Annotated in this window: 15 protein-coding genes; 4 read left to right on the plus strand and 11 right to left on the minus strand. The window is 56.7% G+C overall.

Translation table 11 applies throughout. The annotated features are described in order from the left end of the window. Positions 1–9: 9 nt before the first annotated feature. Both QP109_RS01605 and xylA read right to left on the minus strand, forming a co-directional pair. Positions 10–1,371: a xylulokinase gene (locus tag QP109_RS01605; protein WP_285022913.1), complete on the minus strand. Its 1,362-nt coding sequence runs from the start codon at positions 1,369–1,371 to the stop codon at positions 10–12. 122 nt (positions 1,372–1,493) lie between these two features. Beyond that, positions 1,494–2,846 carry a xylose isomerase gene (gene xylA / locus QP109_RS01610; protein ID WP_270771788.1) on the minus strand — a complete coding sequence of 451 codons (1,353 nt, stop codon included), beginning with the start codon at positions 2,844–2,846 and terminating at the stop codon, positions 1,494–1,496. 88 nt (positions 2,847–2,934) lie between these two features. Here xylA and QP109_RS01615 point away from each other — a divergent pair, with 88 nt between their 5' ends. Beyond that, positions 2,935–4,179 carry an ROK family transcriptional regulator gene (locus QP109_RS01615; protein ID WP_285022914.1) on the plus strand — a complete coding sequence of 415 codons (1,245 nt, stop codon included), beginning with the start codon at positions 2,935–2,937 and terminating at the stop codon, positions 4,177–4,179. 77 nt (positions 4,180–4,256) lie between these two features. After that, on the plus strand, positions 4,257–5,279 hold the full coding sequence (locus QP109_RS01620) for a LacI family DNA-binding transcriptional regulator (protein ID WP_285022916.1): 1,023 nt from the start codon (positions 4,257–4,259) through the stop codon (positions 5,277–5,279). A 241-nt stretch (positions 5,280–5,520) separates the two neighbouring features. Here the strand turns inward: QP109_RS01620 and QP109_RS01625 are convergent, their stop codons facing one another. The 6 genes from QP109_RS01625 to rbsK all read right to left on the minus strand — a co-directional run bounded on the left by QP109_RS01625 (position 5,521) and on the right by rbsK (position 11,998). After that, positions 5,521–6,084 (minus strand): RpiB/LacA/LacB family sugar-phosphate isomerase, encoded by a 564-nt coding sequence (locus tag QP109_RS01625; RefSeq protein WP_195224651.1) that lies wholly within the window; start codon positions 6,082–6,084, stop codon positions 5,521–5,523. Continuing rightward, positions 6,084–7,127, minus strand: coding sequence for an ABC transporter permease (locus QP109_RS01630; protein WP_101628094.1), 1,044 nt, complete (start codon positions 7,125–7,127; stop codon positions 6,084–6,086). The genes QP109_RS01625 and QP109_RS01630 overlap by 1 nt, the downstream gene beginning before the upstream one ends. 14 nt (positions 7,128–7,141) lie before the next feature. Beyond that, entirely contained in the window at positions 7,142–8,152 is a 1,011-nt protein-coding gene (locus QP109_RS01635) for an ABC transporter permease (protein ID WP_285022949.1), read from the minus strand. A gap of 5 nt (positions 8,153–8,157) precedes the next feature. Continuing rightward, complete coding sequence (locus QP109_RS01640; RefSeq protein WP_006680580.1) at positions 8,158–9,666, minus strand: sugar ABC transporter ATP-binding protein; 1,509 nt, start codon at positions 9,664–9,666, stop codon at positions 8,158–8,160. A 113-nt stretch (positions 9,667–9,779) separates the two neighbouring features. After that, entirely contained in the window at positions 9,780–10,823 is a 1,044-nt protein-coding gene (locus tag QP109_RS01645; protein WP_101628096.1) for an autoinducer 2 ABC transporter substrate-binding protein, read from the minus strand. A gap of 221 nt (positions 10,824–11,044) precedes the next feature. After that, positions 11,045–11,998, minus strand: a complete 954-nt coding sequence (gene rbsK / locus QP109_RS01650; protein ID WP_285022918.1) for a ribokinase — start codon at positions 11,996–11,998, stop codon at positions 11,045–11,047. Positions 11,999–12,457: 459 nt separating this feature from the next. Here rbsK and QP109_RS01655 point away from each other — a divergent pair, with 459 nt between their 5' ends. Together QP109_RS01655 and QP109_RS01660 are read left to right on the plus strand one after the other, a co-directional pair. Further along, positions 12,458–13,792 (plus strand): aminotransferase-like domain-containing protein, encoded by a 1,335-nt coding sequence (locus tag QP109_RS01655; protein ID WP_285022919.1) that lies wholly within the window; start codon positions 12,458–12,460, stop codon positions 13,790–13,792. Positions 13,793–13,864: 72 nt separating this feature from the next. After that, positions 13,865–14,875 carry a D-alanine--D-alanine ligase family protein gene (locus QP109_RS01660; protein WP_285022920.1) on the plus strand — a complete coding sequence of 337 codons (1,011 nt, stop codon included), beginning with the start codon at positions 13,865–13,867 and terminating at the stop codon, positions 14,873–14,875. Positions 14,876–15,053: 178 nt separating this feature from the next. On the opposite strand, the gene QP109_RS01665 is transcribed toward QP109_RS01660, so the two are convergent. From QP109_RS01665 to QP109_RS01675, 3 genes are all read right to left on the minus strand, one after another. Continuing rightward, entirely contained in the window at positions 15,054–15,683 is a 630-nt protein-coding gene (locus QP109_RS01665; RefSeq protein WP_101628100.1) for an HAD family hydrolase, read from the minus strand. 248 nt (positions 15,684–15,931) lie between these two features. Then, a complete protein-coding gene (locus QP109_RS01670; protein WP_285022921.1) occupies positions 15,932–17,299 on the minus strand; it encodes a ParB/RepB/Spo0J family partition protein in 1,368 nt (455 codons plus the stop codon). Positions 17,300–17,651: 352 nt separating this feature from the next. Continuing rightward, positions 17,652–18,539, minus strand: coding sequence for a ParA family protein (locus tag QP109_RS01675; RefSeq protein ID WP_285022923.1), 888 nt, complete (start codon positions 18,537–18,539; stop codon positions 17,652–17,654). Positions 18,540–18,710: the final 171 nt, after the last annotated feature.

Genomic DNA, 18,710 nt, shown 5'->3' on the forward strand with positions numbered 1-18,710 from the left:
CTTGACGATTCACTCGGTCTTGGCGAGCACCCGGGCCGCCTGCTTCGCTGCACCGAGAGCAACGTATTCGCCGGGCTCAGGCAGTTCCACAACGGCATCCAGCATGTCTGCTGCCAGGGCCTGAACGGCCGTCGACTTCACGCCACCACCGACAATGAGCACCTTGTTCAACGGCACGCCAAGCGCGCGCATGGCATCGAGCGCGTAGCGCATGAGGTTGAGCAGACCTTCGACCGTGGCGCGAGCAACGTGCGCGCGGTCGGAGTTAGCCAACGTCATGCCACGGAGCTCCGCCGTCGCATCGGGCAGGTTCGGGGTGCGTTCGCCTTCGAAGTAGGGGATCAGCTCGAGGCCTCCGGCATCCGGGACAGAGAGGGCATACTCGTCGAACTCCTTATAGTCCAGGCCAGTCACCTTCATCATCGCGTCGATAATGCGCGACGCATTGAGGGTGCACGCCAACGGTAGCCAGTTGCCCGATGCATCGGAGAATCCCGTCACCAGACCGGACGGATCAGCAACGGACGTTGCCGACACTGCTGCGACCACACCAGAGGTGCCGAGAGACAGCAGGGCACTGCCCGGCTCCAAGTCAACGCCCAGCGCAGAGGCAGCGTTATCACCAGCGCCAGGGCCAAGAACAATGTCTCCCCAACCGCGCTCAGGGTCACCGTAACCGACCACGTCCCACGGACCAGCAATGGTCGGAAGAATGATAGAGGCAGCCGTGGCCTCGTCGATACGAAGCGCAGAGGCGAGAATATCGCGACGGTACGTCGGGGTCTCGCGAGCCATGTAGCCGGTGCCCGACGCGTCGGAGCGATCGGTTGCCAGCTGGTCCAACGCGGGCTTGCCCATGATGCGCCAGGTCAGATAATCGTGCGGAAGGCAGATTGCGGCGATCTTGGCGACGTTCTCGGGCTCGTTATCGGCGAGCCAACGCAACTTGGTGACGGTCAACGATGCGACGGGAACGGAACCCGTGGCCTCGGCCCACCATGCGGCGCCCTCGGAGCTGGCATCGTCGCGGTCATCGGTGCCACGTTCGCGAATAAGGTCGCGCGCAGCACCAGCCGAACGCGTGTCATTCCACAGCAGAGCGGGACGGATGACGTTGCCGTCCTTATCCAGGCAGACCATGCCGTGTTGCTGACCGCCGACGGACAGGGCAGCCACATCGTCGAGACCGCCGGCACGTTCAAGTGCCTCCTCAAAGGCATCCCACCATTTTTCGGGATCAACTTCGGTGCCATCCGGGTGCGAGGCCTTGCCTTGGCGAACGATGGCAGACGTAGCGGGGTCGTAGATGACAACCTTGCAGGACTGGGTCGACGTATCAACACCGGCAACGTAGGGGCGAAGAGTGCTCATATTGCTCCAAAAGTAAGGGCTTTTCGAAGTGGCACCGATGCCACTTTTCCAAGCGAAGGAAGCGAAAGTACCCAAACGGGCGGTCACCAAAAGCTGGCGACCGCCCGTAAGGATAGTGTCGATCAGGCGCGGCCCAAAGTATCGACAATGTAGTTGTTAATCGTAGCCTTCACAGACTCGAGGTGGTCCGACTTTGTGGCTGCAACTAGGTCAGCCTGCGGAATGTCGAGTGAGTGTGCTTCCAGCGAGGCGAGGGAGGCTGTGCCATCTTCGACCGTCGCACCGATGCCCGAATCGAAGGACGAGTAGCGCTCGGAGACGAGGTCTTCGATAAGTCCTTCTTCGTGCATGCGGGCTGCGACCAACAGGCCGGCTGCGTAGGAGTCCATGCCAACAACGTGGGCGCGGAACAGGTCCTCAGCGGTGAACGAGGTACGGCGCGGCTTGGCGTCGAAGTTCAGGCCACCATGCGGGCCGATCTGGCCTTCTGCGAGGACCTCCCACATGACTGCGGTGGTCTCGTAGAGGTCTGACGGGAATTCGTCGATGTCCCAACCGATGAGCTTGTCGCCCTGGTTGGCATCGAGAGAACCGAGCATGCCAGCTTCGCGTGCCACGCGGATTTCGTGCTGGTAGGTGTGGCCAGCGAGGTTGGCGTGGTTGCCTTCGAGGTTCAGCTTGAAGTGATCCTGCAGGCCGTAGGTCTGGAGGAAGGCGATGGTGGTTGCTGCGTCGAAATCGTACTGGTGGCTCGTCGGCTCCTTCGGCTTCGGCTCGAGCATGAACTGAGCTTCGAGACCGATTTCCTTGGCGTAGTCAACGCACATCTGGAACATTGTTGCGATGTGGTCCTGCTCGCGCTTGAGGTCGGTGTTCCACAGGTTCTCGTAACCTTCACGACCGCCCCAGAACACGTAGTTCTCTGCGCCCAGGCGCTTGGCGATTTCCAGGGAATGCTTCAGCTGTGCGCCGGCGTAGGAGTAGATCTCCGAGAACGGCGAGGTTGCTGCGCCGGAAACAAAGCGACGGTTGGTGAACAGTGAAGAGGTGTTCCACAGTAGCTTGACGCCGGTTTCCTTCTGCTTTGCTTCGATCGCGTCGACAACCTTGTCGAGGTTTGCGTTGGTTTCGCGCAGGGTGTCGCCTTCGGGAGCGATGTCGCGGTCATGGAAGCAGAAGTAGTCAACGCCCAGTGCCTTGTAGAAGTCGAAGGCGTAGTCGACCTTGGCGAGTGCCAGATCGAGCGGCTTGGAGTACTTGCCATCGAAGGGGCGCTGTGCAGTGCCCTCACCGAAGGGGTCGACGAGTTCGGCCTGGAAAGAGTGCCAGTAGGCAACACCGAAGCGCAGCCATTCGCGCATGGTCTTGCCGGCGACCACTCGTTCGGCGTCGTAGTAGCGGAAGCCAAGACCCTGACGGAGCGACGATGTTCCGACGAAAGGGATCTTGTCGATGTTCCAGAGATTCTCAGACATGGTTGCCTCTCAGAGATTCAGAGATCGATTGCGATCGCTTTTGTTACATAACAAAACATAGTTTGTGCTATGTACTAGAGTCAAGAGCATGGCAGCAGCAATTCGTCGACACACGTCGGTTTCCCAGCGAGCACCCCAGCGCCCATCGGAGCGCGCAATGGCGGGCGTGAAGGCTGAAAGCCTGCGTGCAATGAACCTCTCCCTCGCCCTGCGACACATCCTTGCCGCACCCGGAGAGATCTCCCGATCAGGCATTTCTCAAGCGACAGGCATTACGCGTGCCACCATCTCGCGCCTCGTCGATGAGCTCATCAACGCGGGCCTCGTTCTCGAACTTGAACCATCCATCGGCGGACGAGGCCGCCCAGCCAATCGACTCACACCAGCCCCAGGAAGGGCGGTCGCACTGGGGCTCGAAGTCAATATTTCCGCCCTTGACGCTGTCATCATCGATCTTAGTGGCGACGAAATTGCACGAAATCGCATCGAAGGCGACTTTGCGAACTCCGATCACGTCGAAGTGATGACCTCACTGGCCGACATGGCACACGCTCTCGTCGAGGAACATCTTCCCGATGGAGCATTTTACCTCGGCAGTGGGTTGGCTCTTCCAGGCCTCGTATCCCCCAACCGACTGGCACTCGCACCCAACTTGGGATGGCGCGATATCCCCCTAGAGAAGCTACTCGCTCCCCTATCGGACCTCTACCCCGCAATCGTTGCCAACGAAGCCGACCTGGCCGCCTTCGCTGTCGCACACCCGCTTCCCGGCGTTCCCTCGGGGCCCGCGTCATTCGTCTACATATCGGGCGAAGTTGGCATCGGCGCCGGCATTATTGTCGACCATCGTCCGTTCAGCGGAGCACGCGGGTGGTCCGGCGAAATCGGCCACATCTGCACAGACCCCTCCGGTCCCCTCTGCTCGTGCGGGGCTACCGGTTGCCTCGAGGCATACCTCGGTCTGCGCGCCCTCGCTGAGCGCTCCGGACTTGATCGCCACGCAACCGTTGAAGACATTCGCAAAGCAGCCGAAAACGGTTCGAAGCAAGCACGTGAAGCCCTCGAAGAAGGCGGCGCAGCCCTTGGTCGAGCGCTTTCAGCCGTCATCAACTCTGCGGACATCCCACTGGTTCTGCTCGGCGGAATTGTCGCTGAACTGAGCGAATGGCTTGTGCCCGCAGCTGAAAAGGAAATCGAAACCCGCGTTCTTCAATACGCCTGGTCCCAGCCAAAACTCGAAGTAATCCGAGATTCCCAAGGTCTTGACTCGTGCGGAGCGGCATATCGAATTCTGCAGCGCTTGGTCGATGACCCCATGGCATGGACAGCATGACAAACTCCGCAGAACATCACGGTTTTCATTCAGGGTGCCGGCGCAATTTCACCCAATGTGCGGGTTAATCTGTATCCATGATCGGAGATGAGAAACCCCGCCCACGCCTTGTTGACGTCGCTCAAGTGGCAGGCGTTTCAGTTTCCACAGCTTCACGTGCTCTGGGACGCGGTTCCGAGCTCATCGGTGCACAAACGCGCGACCACGTTCGAAAGGTCGCACGCAAACTAGGCTACCGAGTGAACCCCGTCGCCAGATCTCTTCGCCTAGCCCAAACGAAGCAGATCGGCATGCTCGTCCCTTCGATCTCCAACCCGTTCTACACGGACCTCATTGTTCAAGTCGAGCACCACTTATCCCAGCGCGGGCTCTCATTGCTCATTTCCGATGCGGAAATGTCTGTCACTACGGAAGACTTGAAGCTTCGCTCATTCGAAGGGGGTTCGGTAGACGGTCTGATCATCGTGCCCTGTCACGAATCTTTCTCAACGCCCTCCCTAGAGCGCACGGCAGCCTTGGTGCCAACCGTCCAGCTCGACAGAGCCGTCTCTTTGCCTCACATCCCATTCGTTGGCGTTGACGATGCGCACGGCGTTCGCGAAGTCTTAGGACACCTGAAGGAACGTGGAGCGCATCGTATCGCGATGCTGTCGAATACGGGCTCTGATCTATCGTCTGTTAAGCGCGTGACCGAAGCACGACGCGTTGCTCCCGACTTCGGGATGGAACTCGCAGACAGCGATGTCCTTGAATGCAACCATTCCGTCAAATCGGCACGTAGCGCAGTTTCAACGTTAATCAACGGGGGAAATCACTGGGACGCGATCGTGTGTCTGAACGATCTTCTTGCCATCGGCGCAATTACAGAGCTCCGTCATCGTGGCTTTGGTATTCCCGAGGACATCATGGTCACCGGCTTTGACGATATTCAGTTCGCCGAACTGATGCGCCCATCAGTGACCACGCTACGCCAACCTCTTGCGGAAATTGCACGCCAAGGTGTAGAGCTTCTCCTTGACGAGTCGGACTCTGAGTTGCCCAAGCGCACCTTGGTTAAAGGTGAGCTGGTCATCCGGCAGTCGACGATCCCAGAATTTTAAACGGTCCGCAGCTGTACACAATCCCGAGGCTGAAAAGGCCCAAGGGTTAAAAAGCCCAGAGTTTTAGACCACCACTTTCTGGGCACTCTCGTCCGCGACCTTATCCGCATACTCGTACCGGCCTCGCGACACCGTAGCACCTTGACCTATACAGCAATCGGCGGGCCCACCACTGTCATGATGGACCCGCCGATTTCAGTTCAGACGATGTTCACACCGTCAGTATCTGCGTATCTGAGGATCAGTACGCACGACCCTTCGGTTCGTCTGCCAGCACTGCCGACTGCGGGTTAACAACCTCGAAACCGTTTGCCTTGTAGGCCTCGTAGTCGAAGCTCTCGCACTCGTCGAAGCCAATGCGGTGGTAGGCGTAGAAGCCTTCCCAATCTTCGTAGCCGGTGCCAAGCTCCGACTCGAGGAATGCATCCGCCATGGCCATGCCCTTACGTTCAGCGACGTAGAAAGCGCCCATGGCCAGCAGGTTTGCGCTGTTCGCGGCAGCTGCGCGGCGAGCTGACGCAACGGATTCACAGACGGCTGCATGAACGTGCGGAACCTTTGAGGCTGCGATGTGGATACCCATGCCGGTGCCACAGAATGCCAGTGCTCGCTCGAATTCACCTTCGGCGATCTTCGCACCCAGAGCAAAACCGACTCGGTGATACATGGGAGCCTTATCGATATCCGGCGTAATGTCGGTAACGGTCCACCCACGATCCTGAAGGTGCTTCTTCACGGCCTCCTTCAGAGGGAAACCAGCGAAGTCGGCGCCGACGACAACGTGCTTGCTTCGTACGGTTTTCATTACTTCTTCCTTCCCGCAAGGAGGCCCTTGAAGGGGTTCTTGCCGTTAAGTTCATTCATGCTGATAACGAACAGCAGAACGCCACCCCAGATGAGGGGTCGGTAGAAATTGGAGATATTCGGGAACATGTTGAGACCCGAAGACAGGACCTGCAACACGAGGATCGCCATGACGACGCCGGCAATTCGACCACGCCCACCGTTGGGGTTCACGCCACCGAGGACGACGATCAGAACGGTCAGCAGTGTGTAGCTTGCTCCGTAGTCAGCCTTCGCGGAATTGTAATTCGCCAGCATGACGATGCCTGCGACGGCTGCCATGATGCCCGACAGGATGTAGGTGCGCATCAGCAGGCTGGTGATCTTCAGACCGGCAAAACGTGCCGCGGTTTCGTTCGTGCCGATCATCAGGATCTTGGTGCCAAAGCCGGTCAGGGTGAGGATCAGGCCGACGATGACGCAGCAGATGATGAAGATGACAAGCGGCATGGGGACAAGGCCGCCCAGACGGGCTGCGAATACCGAACCGAATGCGTCGGGCACGCCTGAAACGGGCTTGCCTTCAGTCAAGATGATGGCGACGCCACCGAAGAGTTCGAGTGTGCCCAGTGTTGCGAGGATTGGCGGAATCTTCAGCATGGAGACGAGAATGCCGTTGATGGCACCGCAAATTGTGCCAACAAGCAGTGCGATGACCAGTGCGATCACGACAGCGAGACCTGCTTGGCCGCCACCGTCGCCGGTGAGCATTGCTCGCAGGACAAGGGCTGCGCTAATTGATGTCACGTTTGCGATTGCCACGACCGAGAGGTCGATGCCTGCGGTGAACATGGTCAGCATGACGCCCAGAGCCATCAGACCGAATTCAGGGAACTGGATTGCCATCGACTGCCAGGTACGCAGGGCGAAGAAGGGGCCCGGGCGAATCACGGCGAAGAAGATAAGTAGCAGAGCGAAGACGATGACGAGCCTCGTCATGTAGGCATCCTTCGTCATGAAGGACGGGAGTGCGAAAGAACGCTTCTTTACGGATTCAGTAGTCATTTCACGCTCTCCTTTCACAGAATCGAGGCTCGTTGCTTGCGGCTACGAGCAACCTGGATTGCTGAAACGCCGGTACCAACGATGATCAGCAGGCCGAGCGCGAAGCCCTGCCAGAAGGTGGGAATACCGGTCAGAATCATGGAGTTCTGAACGATGACAATCAGCAGGGTGCCAAGCACGACGCCGGTCAGGGAGCCGGTACCACCGGTAATGGCGGTTCCACCAAGGACGACGGCCGCAATGACCATCATTTCCATACCAAGCAGGTTGGTCGGGTGCATCTGCCCCATGGAGGTCGTACGAACCATGCCCGCGAGTGCGGCGATGACACCAACGATGACGTAGAGCCAGAACTTGGTGCGACGGACCTTGAAGCCTGCTCGTTCTGCGGCGGATTCATCGCCACCGATGGCGAAGATTCCACGACCGAACATCGTGTATCGGGTGATGAAGTAGGCGATGGCCAGGACAACCACGAAGATGAGGAAGCTGGTCGGCATCGCGGACTGAAGTCCGGATTGCGTGTTCGTCACCGTAAACAGTGAGCTAGCGCCGAAGTTCTTCATGGATTCGGGGATGTTCGGGATCTGCACCGAGTTCAGTGCGCCCTGCATGACACCGGAGAAGACGTTCGAGGTACCGAGCGTGATGATCAGTGTGGGAACGGTCAGCCATGAGGTGAAGATACCGTTGAAGGCACCAAGCAGTGCACCAAGGAGCATTGCCATCAGGAAGGGGACGATGACCGGTCCGTTGAATCCCTGATCGACAAGGAAGCGCGTGGTTGCGTAAACGGCAAGCGATGCGAGGGCCGGGAAGGACACGTCGATGCCACCGGAAACCAGAACAAGGTGGGCGGCGACGGCGAAGAGTCCGGGGACGACCATTGCGTTTGCCAGGTCAACAAGGTTGTTTGCCGTGAAGAACTGGCCGCTTCGTGCCTGGATGACGAGTGCGAGGGCAACGATAACCAGGAAAACCCAGAATTCGTTGGCTCGCAGGATCTTTGTTTTAAGAGACGTCATGTTCATCACGCTCCTTGGGTAGCAACGTCACGCGACATCAGTTCGCCGAGTTCGGCTTCGGATGTCTGGGCGGGGTCGATGGATTCACGGATTCGGCCAGCACGCATGATGAGGACCTTCGAGCAGTTCGTCAAAACTTCCGCGATGTCATCAGAGATGATGACGATGGCCATTCCTTCGCGTGCGAGACGTTGAAGGATGGAGTGAATCGTGTACTTGGAACCGATATCAACGCCGACCGTCGGACCGTTGAGGATCAGGACATCCGGTTTTGTTGCAAGCCACTTGGCAAGAACGACCTTCTGCTGATTACCGCCGGAGAGAGTGGAGACCGCGTTGTCAGGATCGGGGGTTGCGACCTCGAGGTCCTTGACCCAACGCTTCTCTTCTTCGGCAATGCGCTTCTTATCGAGAACACCGAGTGCACCAGCGAATTCGTCCATTTCTGAGATGACGATGTTTTCGCCGATGGAGCGTGACAGGAAGAGACCTTCTGTCAGTCGGTCTTCGGGGACCAGTGCGATACCGGCATCGATCGCGTCTTGGATGGACTTCAGGGTGACGGTCTTGCCGTTGATGGCGATCGATCCGGCGTTCGTGGGCAGGGCGCCGAACAGTGCAAGAGCGAGTTCGGTACGGCCAGACCCGAGCAGACCCGTAATACCCAGAATTTCGCCACCGTGGAGCGAAAAATTCACGCCTTCGAAAGCCCCTTCTGAGCCTAGATCCTTGACCTCAAGGACGGGGTTTTCAGTCAAGGTTGACGCTTCGAAGCGAGTTTCGTCGAATTCCTTGCCCGTCATGTACTTAGCGAACTTGTGACGGTCGAGTTCGGATGAATCGCAGGTGATGACCTTTTCGCCGGAGCGCAGGATCGTGAAGCGTTCGGAGATTTCGAAAACTTCTTCGAGCTTGTGCGAAACGAAGAGGATCGCAATACCGCGTGCTTTCAGATCGGAGATGATCTTGAAGAGGGCGTTGACCTCGTTCTTCGTCAGTGCCGTTGTGGGCTCGTCCATGATAATGAGTTTGGCGTCTGACATGAGTGCACGGCAGATGGCGACCAGCTGCTTGTCGGCAACCGAAAGATCACCGACTCGCGCATCAAGGTCGACATTGAAACCGATCTTGGCAACTGCTTCTTCAGCGATCTTCCTCAATCGCTTCCAATTGACGAGCTTTCGTCCGGCCGCGACCTCCGTCGTCATAGCAAGGTTTTCCATAACCGACAGGTTCGGGAAGACGGAGAAGTCCTGATAGATGACCTGGACTCCCGCGTCGATCGCTTCGAGTGGCGTCATCTTGGTCCAAGATTTTCCGTTAATTTCGATGGTTCCCGAGTCAGGTTCGTGGACACCAGAAATAACTTTAATAAGCGTTGATTTTCCGCAGCCATTCTCGCCGGCAAGACAGTGGATTTCACCGGGAGCGATGTCAAGATTGATGTCGTGAAGAGCATGCACACCAGCAAAAGACTTGTTGATGTTCTTCACTGAAATAAGCGGCGTTGTCATAAATCGATTCCTTCCAGCCCGCATTTAGCGCATAGAGATACGCGATCGCGATTTCAGTGCTTCAACAGCATCGGTGCTGGGCATCTTTGCCCAGCACCGATGCCGAGGAGCTGTCAGAAGCCGAAGCTATCGACGTTGTCCTTGGTGATCTGGATCCAGCCGTTGCCTTCCAGGACCTTGTCGGAGCCCTCAGAGAAGTGCATCTCTTCGTAGCCCTTGACGCCCAGGTTGACACCGTCAGTGATCTCTTCACCGTTCAGGATCTTGGTGGCGAGTGCCGCCATTGCGTAGCCAGCATCTGCCGGATCCCACAGGGTCAGCGCTGCAACGAGGCCCTTATCGAGGATTTCCTTATTGGCTGCCGGCATACCGGTACCTGCGGTGAAGACCTTGTCCTTCAGGCCAAGTTCGTCAATTGCGCGTGCAACGCCGGGGGCGTCGAACGAAGAGGTGCCCAGGATGCCCTTAACCTCGGGGTACTTCTTGAGAACTTCCTTGGCGACCTGGTAGGCGGTTTCGCCGTTGTCTTGAGACTCAACACGAGGTTCTGCCTCGAGCAGGGTCATGTTCGGGTAGGCCTCCTTCTGACGTGCAACTGCGCCGTCAGCCCATTCGTTGTGGGAAGCGTTCGTCACGTGGCCGACCATCGTGGTGTAGATGCCTTCTTCACCCATGGCTTCTGCGAGGTTGTCCATGATGAATGCGCCGTACTTGGCATTGTTGAAGGCTTCAATGTCGTACATCGTGTTTTCCTGCGACGCACCTTCGTGTGTCACAACAACGATGCCTGCATCCCTTGCTTCCTTAAGGGCGGGCTCAATTGCGCCCGGATCAACCGGAACGACACCGATTGCGTCAACGCCCTGCGCAATGAGGTCCTGGATAACCTGCGCCTGCATGGTGGCGTCAGTTTCCGACGGGCCCTTCTGGAACACGTTCATGCCTGTGTCGGCTGCGTACTTCTGAACGCCGGCCTCCATACGGACGAACCACGGGTTAGTGGCGTCCTTAGGAACGATGGCGATCGTGTAGTCGCCGTCACCCGATCCGCTTGCTGCGCCGGAGGCTGCAGTGTCACCCGCACCACCAGAGCACGCTGCAAGTGCAAGTGCTGAAGTGAGAACGATTGCACTAGCGGCTACAATACGAGACTTCATGTTGACTCCTTGAGATTCACATCCACATTGATGAGGATCGTTGCACACGAGGTGCGTGGATCATTTCGTTGCATCACACCGCCACCATTAGCGGTATGACATGCGCGAATGATCGACCAAATAGACAGCTATCCATCTGATCGTTCGTACGAACATGCTAGATAGTATGTTGCACAGCACACGCGGAGCAAGCTTCTTCACGTGATGTTGTGCAATCGTTATCAAAGCCTAAATACCCGCGATGTTGCCAGGTCCGACCCGGCCTCAGAAAGCCAGGCAGAGAATTCTTGCGCGTCACGGTAGGACTTCTGAGCACCGCGACCCGTCACCGACAGTGCCGCGTATGCGTTTGCCAGTTCCAGGGCTTCGGTTTCGTTGAGCCCCTCAGACAGGCAGTGCGAGAAACACCCAATGAAGGCATCGCCCGCTCCGGTTGTGTCAATCGCCTTCGCCGGGAATTGCTCCAAACGAACGTCTCCCCCATCAGCGGAGAGCCACCAGACTCCTCGAGACCCGAGCGTGACGATGACGTTTGTGCATCCGGCATCCAAAAGGACCTGCGCTGCAACACGAACCTCATCGTCGGTGGACGTCGGCAGTCCGGTCAGTAGCTCGAGCTCCGTCTCGTTGGGCATGACGTACTGGCACTTCGCCGCGAGCGCCAAGTCGAGTTCCTTCGTTGCGGGCGCGGGGTTAAGAAGAACCGGAATATCAAGACGGTTACCCAGAGCGATTGCGGCCTTCACGGTTTCGAACGCGATTTCTAGCTGAAGAACAATCAGTGAGCATTCGCTGATCGCGTCGGTGGCCTCTTCAAGGTCCTTTGGGGTCAGGCTTTTGTTCGCACCCTTGACGATGATGATGGAGTTATGTGAATCCTGATCAACGAAGATCGGGGCGACGCCGGATGTTCCGTGAACCTGCTTCACGAACGAGGTGTCAATGCCGTTATTTCGGTAGTTCTGCAAGTAGCTCTCACCGAATGCATCGTCACCAACGCAGGTCACCATCGTGACTTTGGTGCCGAGTTTTGCGGCTGCGATTGCTTGGTTTGATCCTTTTCCGCCGAATCCGATCTCGAAGTCGAGCGCTTCGATGGTTTCGCCTTCGACGGGCATGCGGGTGATGTACGTGATCAGATCAGTGTTGTTCGAACCGATGACTGCGATGCTCATGGAATCACCTTGATAAAGAGGTTGAGGGGTTAAGAGCGTATTTGCGGGCGACGATGCCCGCGTTTAACGCTGGATGAAATGATCCTAGCGCAAACGTTTGCGTTCTGTCATCCACTTATCGTGTTGTTCTCCGTCGGAATCATTTCGTTATGAAATCCGTTTCGGCGTGCTCACCTTCAGCAGAAAGAAGAACGAGGCTGCCCGCGCCTGCTGAAGCTGTGCGCCTCATTGGTGGGCGCGGCCTCGTACCCCTCATCCTTGATGATTACCCTTGGTACTCGTGGCGCTTAGCTTCTCAGCGACACTCCACTCTCCGTTTGTCCATAACCGCCCACCCTATTCACTATGTGGCACTAAATAGTGGCAGACTAAGAACAAGTGTTGCCTCGGTCACGACCATACAACGCTGGCACACCGCCTCCACGCGGTGAGCAACCGAACCAAGAGAAGGAAGGTCCAGTGAGCACGCAAGCGCAGAATCCGGACAGCAATCAGCAGGGAAACCGACTCGACCCGTGGTTTAACGCCTACGCAGAGCGAGCTCACAACCTGCGAGCTTCCGAGATTCGCGCACTGTTCTCCGTCGTCTCACGACCCGAAGTTGTCTCCCTTGCCGGTGGCATGCCGAACCTGAAGGACCTCCCCCTCGACCAGCTCGCTGAATCAGCGAAGCGCCTGATCTCAACGCACGGTGCCCAGGCCATGCAGTACGGCTCAGGCCAAGGCTGGGAAGTTCTGCGCGAGCGCATCACCGAAGTCATGAGCTACGACGGAATCGTCGGCGCTGATCCCGACGACGTTGTCATCACCACCGGGTCGCAACAGGCTCTCGACCTGATGACCGAACTCTTCATCGATCCGGGCGACGTCATTCTGTGTGAAGCACCATCTTACGTTGGCGCACTTGGCGTGTTCCGTGCCCGCCAGGCCGATATCGCGCACGTCCCCATGGACGACAAGGGCATCATCCCTGCCGAACTGGAACGCGTCATTCGCGAGGTCCGCGCATCGGGTCGCATCATCAAGATGCTCTACACCATCCCGAACTTCCACAACCCGATGGGTGTCACCCTGTCGCTGGAACGTCGCCCGCAGATCACCGAAATCTGCATGCGCGAAGGCGTCCTCATCATGGAAGACAACCCCTACGGTCTACTCGGCTTCCACTCCGACCCCATGCCGGCACTGAAGAGCTTCTCCCCCGAAGGCGTCGTCTACCTCGGCTCCTTCTCGAAGATGTTCGCCCCGGGCTTCCGCATCGGCTGGGCCTACGCGCCACACGCCATCCGCGACAAGCTGGTTCTCGCATCCGAATCCGCGATCCTCTCCCCCTCGATGATTGGCCAGATGGCTATCGCCGACTACCTGTCCAGCTATGACTGGTATTCACAGGTCAAGACGTTCCGCGCCATGTACGCCGAACGTTGCCAGGCCATGATGGACGCCCTCGAGGAATTCATGCCCGATTGCGAGTGGACCCATCCCGACGGTGGCTTCTATACGTGGGTCACACTCCCCGAGGGTCTCGACGCTAAGTCCATGCTCCCGCGCGCAGTTCGCGCCCAGGTCGCCTACGTGTCAGGCACCGCGTTCTACTACAACGGCGAAGGCGCTGACCACATGCGCCTCTCCTTCTGCTACCCGACTCCCGAACGTATTCGCGAGGGCGTCAGGCGACTTGCCACCGTCGTGAACGCAGAGAAGGAACTGGTCGACATGTTCGGTGCCGGCTTCCACCGTCAGAACATCGATGAAGTTGGCCCGGGCGTAGCACCCGCACCAAACACACTCTGACCTGCATAAATACTTCGGCGCATCGTCGCGCACCCACACAACGGCATACCACTATTACTAAGGAGTAATCCCGTGGCATTAAAGGTCCTCATCATTGCTGGCGGCCTCACACACGAGCGCGACGTCTCGGTCCGCTCCGGACGCCGAGTCGCAAACATCCTCACCCAGGCCGGCTATACCGTGCGCGTTGCCGACGTTGATCACCAGCTGACCAGCGTCATTGACGAGTTCGCACCCGACGTCATCTGGCCCGTCGTCCACGGCTCCATCGGCGAAGACGGTTCTTTACAGACTTTGCTCGAGGCAATCGGCACCCCCTTCGTCGGCTCCTCATCCGTGCAGGCGATGCTCGCGTCGAATAAGCCGACAGCTAAGTCCTTGCTCGGTTCGGCTGGCTTGGTAACCCCCGGCTGGGTTTCACTTCCCCAGATCCTCTTCCGCCAAATCGGTGCCTCCCAGGTTCTCGATGCTATCGAGTCACAGACTCAGTTCCCCGTCATCATCAAGCCGACCGACGGCGGTTCTGCTCTTGGCCTCTCCGCAGTTCATGACCCTGGCGAACTCCGTAGCGCGATGGTCGATGCCTTCGCCTACGGTGAGCACATCATGGTCGAGGAACTCATCCAAGGCCGTGACATCGCAGTTTCCGTTGTCGATCTAGAAGACGGTCCTGTGGCTCTCCCTCCGGTTGAGATTTCAACCGACGGTGGTCGCTACGACTACGCAGCGCGTTACACAACGGACGAAACCGAGTACTTTGTGCCCGCCCGCTTCACCGAGGAACAGCTCGATGTTCTACGCCAGGCAGCCGTCGAGGCACACACGATCCTCGGTCTGCGCGACCTGTCGCGTATCGACTTCGTTGTCGATGACGAAGGCACCTGCTGGTTCATCGATGCTAATGTCACGCCGGGTATGACGGATACGTCGTTACTCCCCCAGGCCGCCGACGCTGACGGTTCCTTCGCTGAACTGTGCACGCGCATCGTTGAGTTCGTTGCCGCTGACCGTCACGTTCGGGGCATCGAAGACAAGGTCGACCCTTCCGCTTCCTATGACGACGAGGCCGGCCAGACCGAATAGGGTTTCACTTCAATTAGTGGCCGGATTGCGCATCGCAATGTGCGGTCCGGCCACTGGATTATTTGACGATGTTTCACGTGAAACAATGACGAGCTTATCAACAGAAATGCTCGTGAAGAATTGGGAAGAGATCGAATGAACCGACGCTAAGCGTTGGAATCCCGCAACACATTGAAGATTACTTCAGCATCCCCAGAGCATGAAGATCAGCACGCGCCTGGGATGCATTTTCCCAGAGCAGGCCCTTCATTCCCAGAAGCTCTGCGGCACGAACATTCTTCTTGCGGTCATCGATGAAAACAGCATCTTCAGCGTCCACGTCAAAACGTTCGATAGCTTCACGGTAGATCGAGCGATGAGGCTTCGCGGAACCAACCTCGCAAGAGAATACGAAGTCATCAAAGTGCCGTGCCCAGGCGGTGACACGTATTTCTTCAGCAATAGCGAAAGGGGCGTTTGAAAGAATGCCTAGGACGATGCCGTTTTCTTCCAGTTCACGAATAATCTGAACGGCCTGTTCGGTAGCGTCGTGCATTCGAATCGAGTCGTACGCAACCAACTGAGCAATCTGATCATCGGTAATCCGTGGTGCACCGCAGTCGCCTGCTACGCGATCCCAGAATTCACGATCCGAACACCCCTCGTCATAGCTGGCACGGTGTGCCCACATTGCTTGGTCAACAAGGGAAACGAAAGCATCGTCGGTCTGTCCGAGGATCTCAGCTACACGCCGAGGCTCAGGATGAGATTCGACCAGTACTCCACCAACGTCAAATAGGGCGACATGTGGTGTCTGCTGTTGCGACATGTGGCCCCCTAGTGCTTGTGATGGTGTCTCTATTGTTTCCGATTGACTTCCGTTTAACCACTTTCGTGTCGAAAGACACGCCACATAGTGAACACCCGTCAGAAACCGCGCAATTCAAGCGAAAACACGGCTTTATAGGGTTTTCAGAGGAGCCGATTATGCATTCTTTACGGACTTGGTGCGCACTACCGATCCAGGCAACGACGACCCGAGGCCAACGTATTCCAAGCAGGACAACACCGGAAACGTTACCGCTTCTGTTCCGCGATCAGGTTCGCAATACGTTGGAGATCTTCTTCGCCAGCAAACTCAATCACGATCTTGCCTTTGCGGGCACCTTCCGTGATCGTCACCCGAGTTTCATAGAGATCTGACAAAGACCTAATCACCGCCTGTCCAAGAGCAGACACAATTTTTTCGCGCCTACGCGTAGGACCCGTCTGAGCTTTCACCCGTCCCAAGCGAATCAGTTCTTCAGTTGTGCGTACCGAAAGGCCCTCAGCAATAATACGTTGCGCAAGAGATTCCATCTCTTCAGGGCTATTCAATGCGAGCAATGCACGCGCATGACCAGCAGAAATAGTCTGCGCGGCAACCTTGCTTTGAACCGATGGTGGTAGTTTCAACAGTCGCATTGTGTTCGCAATTTGCGGACGAGAGCGTGCGACTCTCTTCGAAAGCTCTTCCTGAGTTGTGCCGAAGTCGGCCATCAGCTGCTGGTATGCAGATGCTTCTTCCAGCGGATTCAATTGCGCACGATGAAGGTTTTCCAAGAGCGCATCGCGCAAAAGATCAGAGTCTTCCGTTTGGCGAATAATTGCCGGAACTGTCTCAAGACCAGCTAGTTCGGACGCACGAAGACGCCTTTCACCCATGATAAGTTCAAAACGAGCATTCGGCTTCTCTGCAAGAAACTCCTGCATTCGCTCACTCATCGGAGCGTCAAAGTTAATCGGACGCACAACGATCGGCTGAAGAACACCGACCTCACGAATCGAGTCGCGAAGTTCGGCAAGATCATCTTCATCGAAAACTTCACGAGGTTGCCTGGTATTCGGAACGATTAGATCGTGCGGAATTTCAGCGAATGTTGCACCTGGAACCGGAACGAGGTTGTCCAATGTTTCACGTGAAACATTCGCTTCATCAGACGACACGTCATGCTGAGCCAGCTGCTGATTCGATTCCTGAGCACCGTGTTTATCGAAAGCATCAGCAATGGGGGACAGACTACGTAGCTCCGATTTCGACTGAGCTGAACGCGCTTTCGTGGCACTCAAACGCGTTTTTACGTTTTCCTCAAGGCTTTCTGCTGGCGAAACAGACGTGGACACCTCACCCTTTTTAGCCCGTGAAGATGCTTTTTTCGTCGTCTTTGGAGCGGACTTTGTTGTCTTCGGATTCAGAAGAGACGCTGCTGAACCTCCGCGTGTACGCGCCACTGAAGGAGCTTGGCCAGCCGGACGAGCGGGGAAGAACACATCGAGAGGATTTGATGGAACACTGGGGGATGACGACTCAGTCGATTGAGTATCAATCTGATTTGGAATCAGAGCACCGAGCCCTTTACCCAATGCTGAGTGACGGCCACCTGCGGTCGACTTCTTATCTGCCATCATTAACCTCCGTGACGAGTTTAGACTTCATTGTTTCACGTGAAACATCAACGTGCATATCTCGTGACACGGGGTTGCAGAAAGGTGCAGTGAGCAATTGGTACATATGAATAGCGTTCTTCATACAAGCAGAGAACAGGTAATCATCGTCAATGTTTCACGTGAAACATTGGAAGCAGAAGCATCCAGAAGCGCACAACGATACACGCTACAACGTGATTGTTTCACGTGAAACAATCTCTAAGGCCAACACTCGCCACACATAGAATGACTATTATTATTGCAGGTCAAAGGCTATTTGACAACGCCGAAGCGGAGCAGGCGAACAAAAACTACCCCGAAAAACCCCTGGTTAGCTCTGCTGAGCAAGACGCAAACTAAGCTCCAAAGCGGCCTTGCGATACGCAAGTGCACCGGTATTACGCGGGTCGTAGGTAACGACGGTCTGACCGTATGAAGGAGCCTCGGAAATACGAACGGAGCGGGGAATGACCGTCTGCAACGTCAAAGCGGGGAAGTGGGTACGAACCTCGGCTTCAACCTCTTCGCTGAGTCGCGTTCGCTTATCCACCATTGTCAGAAGCATCGTGGAAACGTAGAGCTTCGGATTCAGGTCAGAGGCAATGCGGTCAATAGTGCTCCAGAGTTGTGAGAGTCCTTCAAGAGCGTAGTACTCGGTCTGAATCGGAATCATGACCTCGTGGGCGGCAACCATGACATTCAGGGTGACAAGACCGAGCGACGGGGGACAGTCGATCAAGACGACATCAACATCGCGCGCCGTTGCAAGGAAATGCTTGACCGCGTCGGCCAGGCGAAATTCGCGGGACGGTAAATCAACCAGTTCGATCTCTGCGCCTGACAAATCAATCGTCGCCGGGCACACTAAAAGCCCTTCAATATCGGGGCATGGCTGAAGGACCTCGGCCAAGGGAGTGCCACCAATCAGAACATCGTACGTAGACGGTGTTCCTGCGGGGTGTTCAATGCCGAGCGCACTTGATGCATTGCCCTGAGCATCGGCATCGATGAGGACAACCGACAGGCCACCCAATGCAAGACCGGCAGCAATGTTAACGGCAGATGTTGTCTTTCCAACGCCACCCTTTTGATTAGCGACAGCGATGACGCGAGTCTTCGAGGGGCGACCGAAGGTAGCAGCATCCAGGATCTGACGATCGCGCATATTCTGTTCGATCTGAGAAAGCAGGGGAGTATCACTCCGCTTACCTGAACTCATCTGAGATCCTCTCTTGAAACTGCTATCGACGAATGCGCGCCCTAGAACGAGTTCTAGGCGAACACCCTATGAAAGTCTACGGGCGACCATAGGTAAATTGAACGACAGACGCTAGGCGTCATAGCCCACGTGTCGAGGGCCAAAGCCTCACAGCGTTAACGACGGTGGCAC

This window comes from Pauljensenia sp. UMB9872, from assembly GCF_030212665.1.
Classification (GTDB): domain Bacteria; phylum Actinomycetota; class Actinomycetes; order Actinomycetales; family Actinomycetaceae; genus Pauljensenia; species Pauljensenia turicensis_B.

What these genes read in the sequence shown, in the direction of transcription:
- xylA (WP_270771788.1), bottom strand. Translation starts at nt 2,846, where the DNA reads ATGTCTGAGAATCTCTGGAACATCGACAAGATCCCTTTCGTCGGAACA.
- QP109_RS01615 (WP_285022914.1), top strand. Translation starts at nt 2,935, where the DNA reads ATGGCAGCAGCAATTCGTCGACACACGTCGGTTTCCCAGCGAGCACCC.
- QP109_RS01665 (WP_101628100.1), bottom strand. Translation starts at nt 15,683, where the DNA reads ATGTCGCAACAGCAGACACCACATGTCGCCCTATTTGACGTTGGTGGA.
- QP109_RS01605 (WP_285022913.1), bottom strand. Translation starts at nt 1,371, where the DNA reads ATGAGCACTCTTCGCCCCTACGTTGCCGGTGTTGATACGTCGACCCAG.
- QP109_RS01620 (WP_285022916.1), top strand. Translation starts at nt 4,257, where the DNA reads ATGATCGGAGATGAGAAACCCCGCCCACGCCTTGTTGACGTCGCTCAA.
- QP109_RS01625 (WP_195224651.1), bottom strand. Translation starts at nt 6,084, where the DNA reads ATGAAAACCGTACGAAGCAAGCACGTTGTCGTCGGCGCCGACTTCGCT.
- rbsK (WP_285022918.1), bottom strand. Translation starts at nt 11,998, where the DNA reads ATGAGCATCGCAGTCATCGGTTCGAACAACACTGATCTGATCACGTAC.
- QP109_RS01670 (WP_285022921.1), bottom strand. Translation starts at nt 17,299, where the DNA reads ATGGCAGATAAGAAGTCGACCGCAGGTGGCCGTCACTCAGCATTGGGT.
- QP109_RS01630 (WP_101628094.1), bottom strand. Translation starts at nt 7,127, where the DNA reads ATGACTACTGAATCCGTAAAGAAGCGTTCTTTCGCACTCCCGTCCTTC.
- QP109_RS01635 (WP_285022949.1), bottom strand. Translation starts at nt 8,152, where the DNA reads ATGACGTCTCTTAAAACAAAGATCCTGCGAGCCAACGAATTCTGGGTT.
- QP109_RS01645 (WP_101628096.1), bottom strand. Translation starts at nt 10,823, where the DNA reads ATGAAGTCTCGTATTGTAGCCGCTAGTGCAATCGTTCTCACTTCAGCA.
- QP109_RS01640 (WP_006680580.1), bottom strand. Translation starts at nt 9,666, where the DNA reads ATGACAACGCCGCTTATTTCAGTGAAGAACATCAACAAGTCTTTTGCT.
- QP109_RS01675 (WP_285022923.1), bottom strand. Translation starts at nt 18,539, where the DNA reads ATGAGTTCAGGTAAGCGGAGTGATACTCCCCTGCTTTCTCAGATCGAA.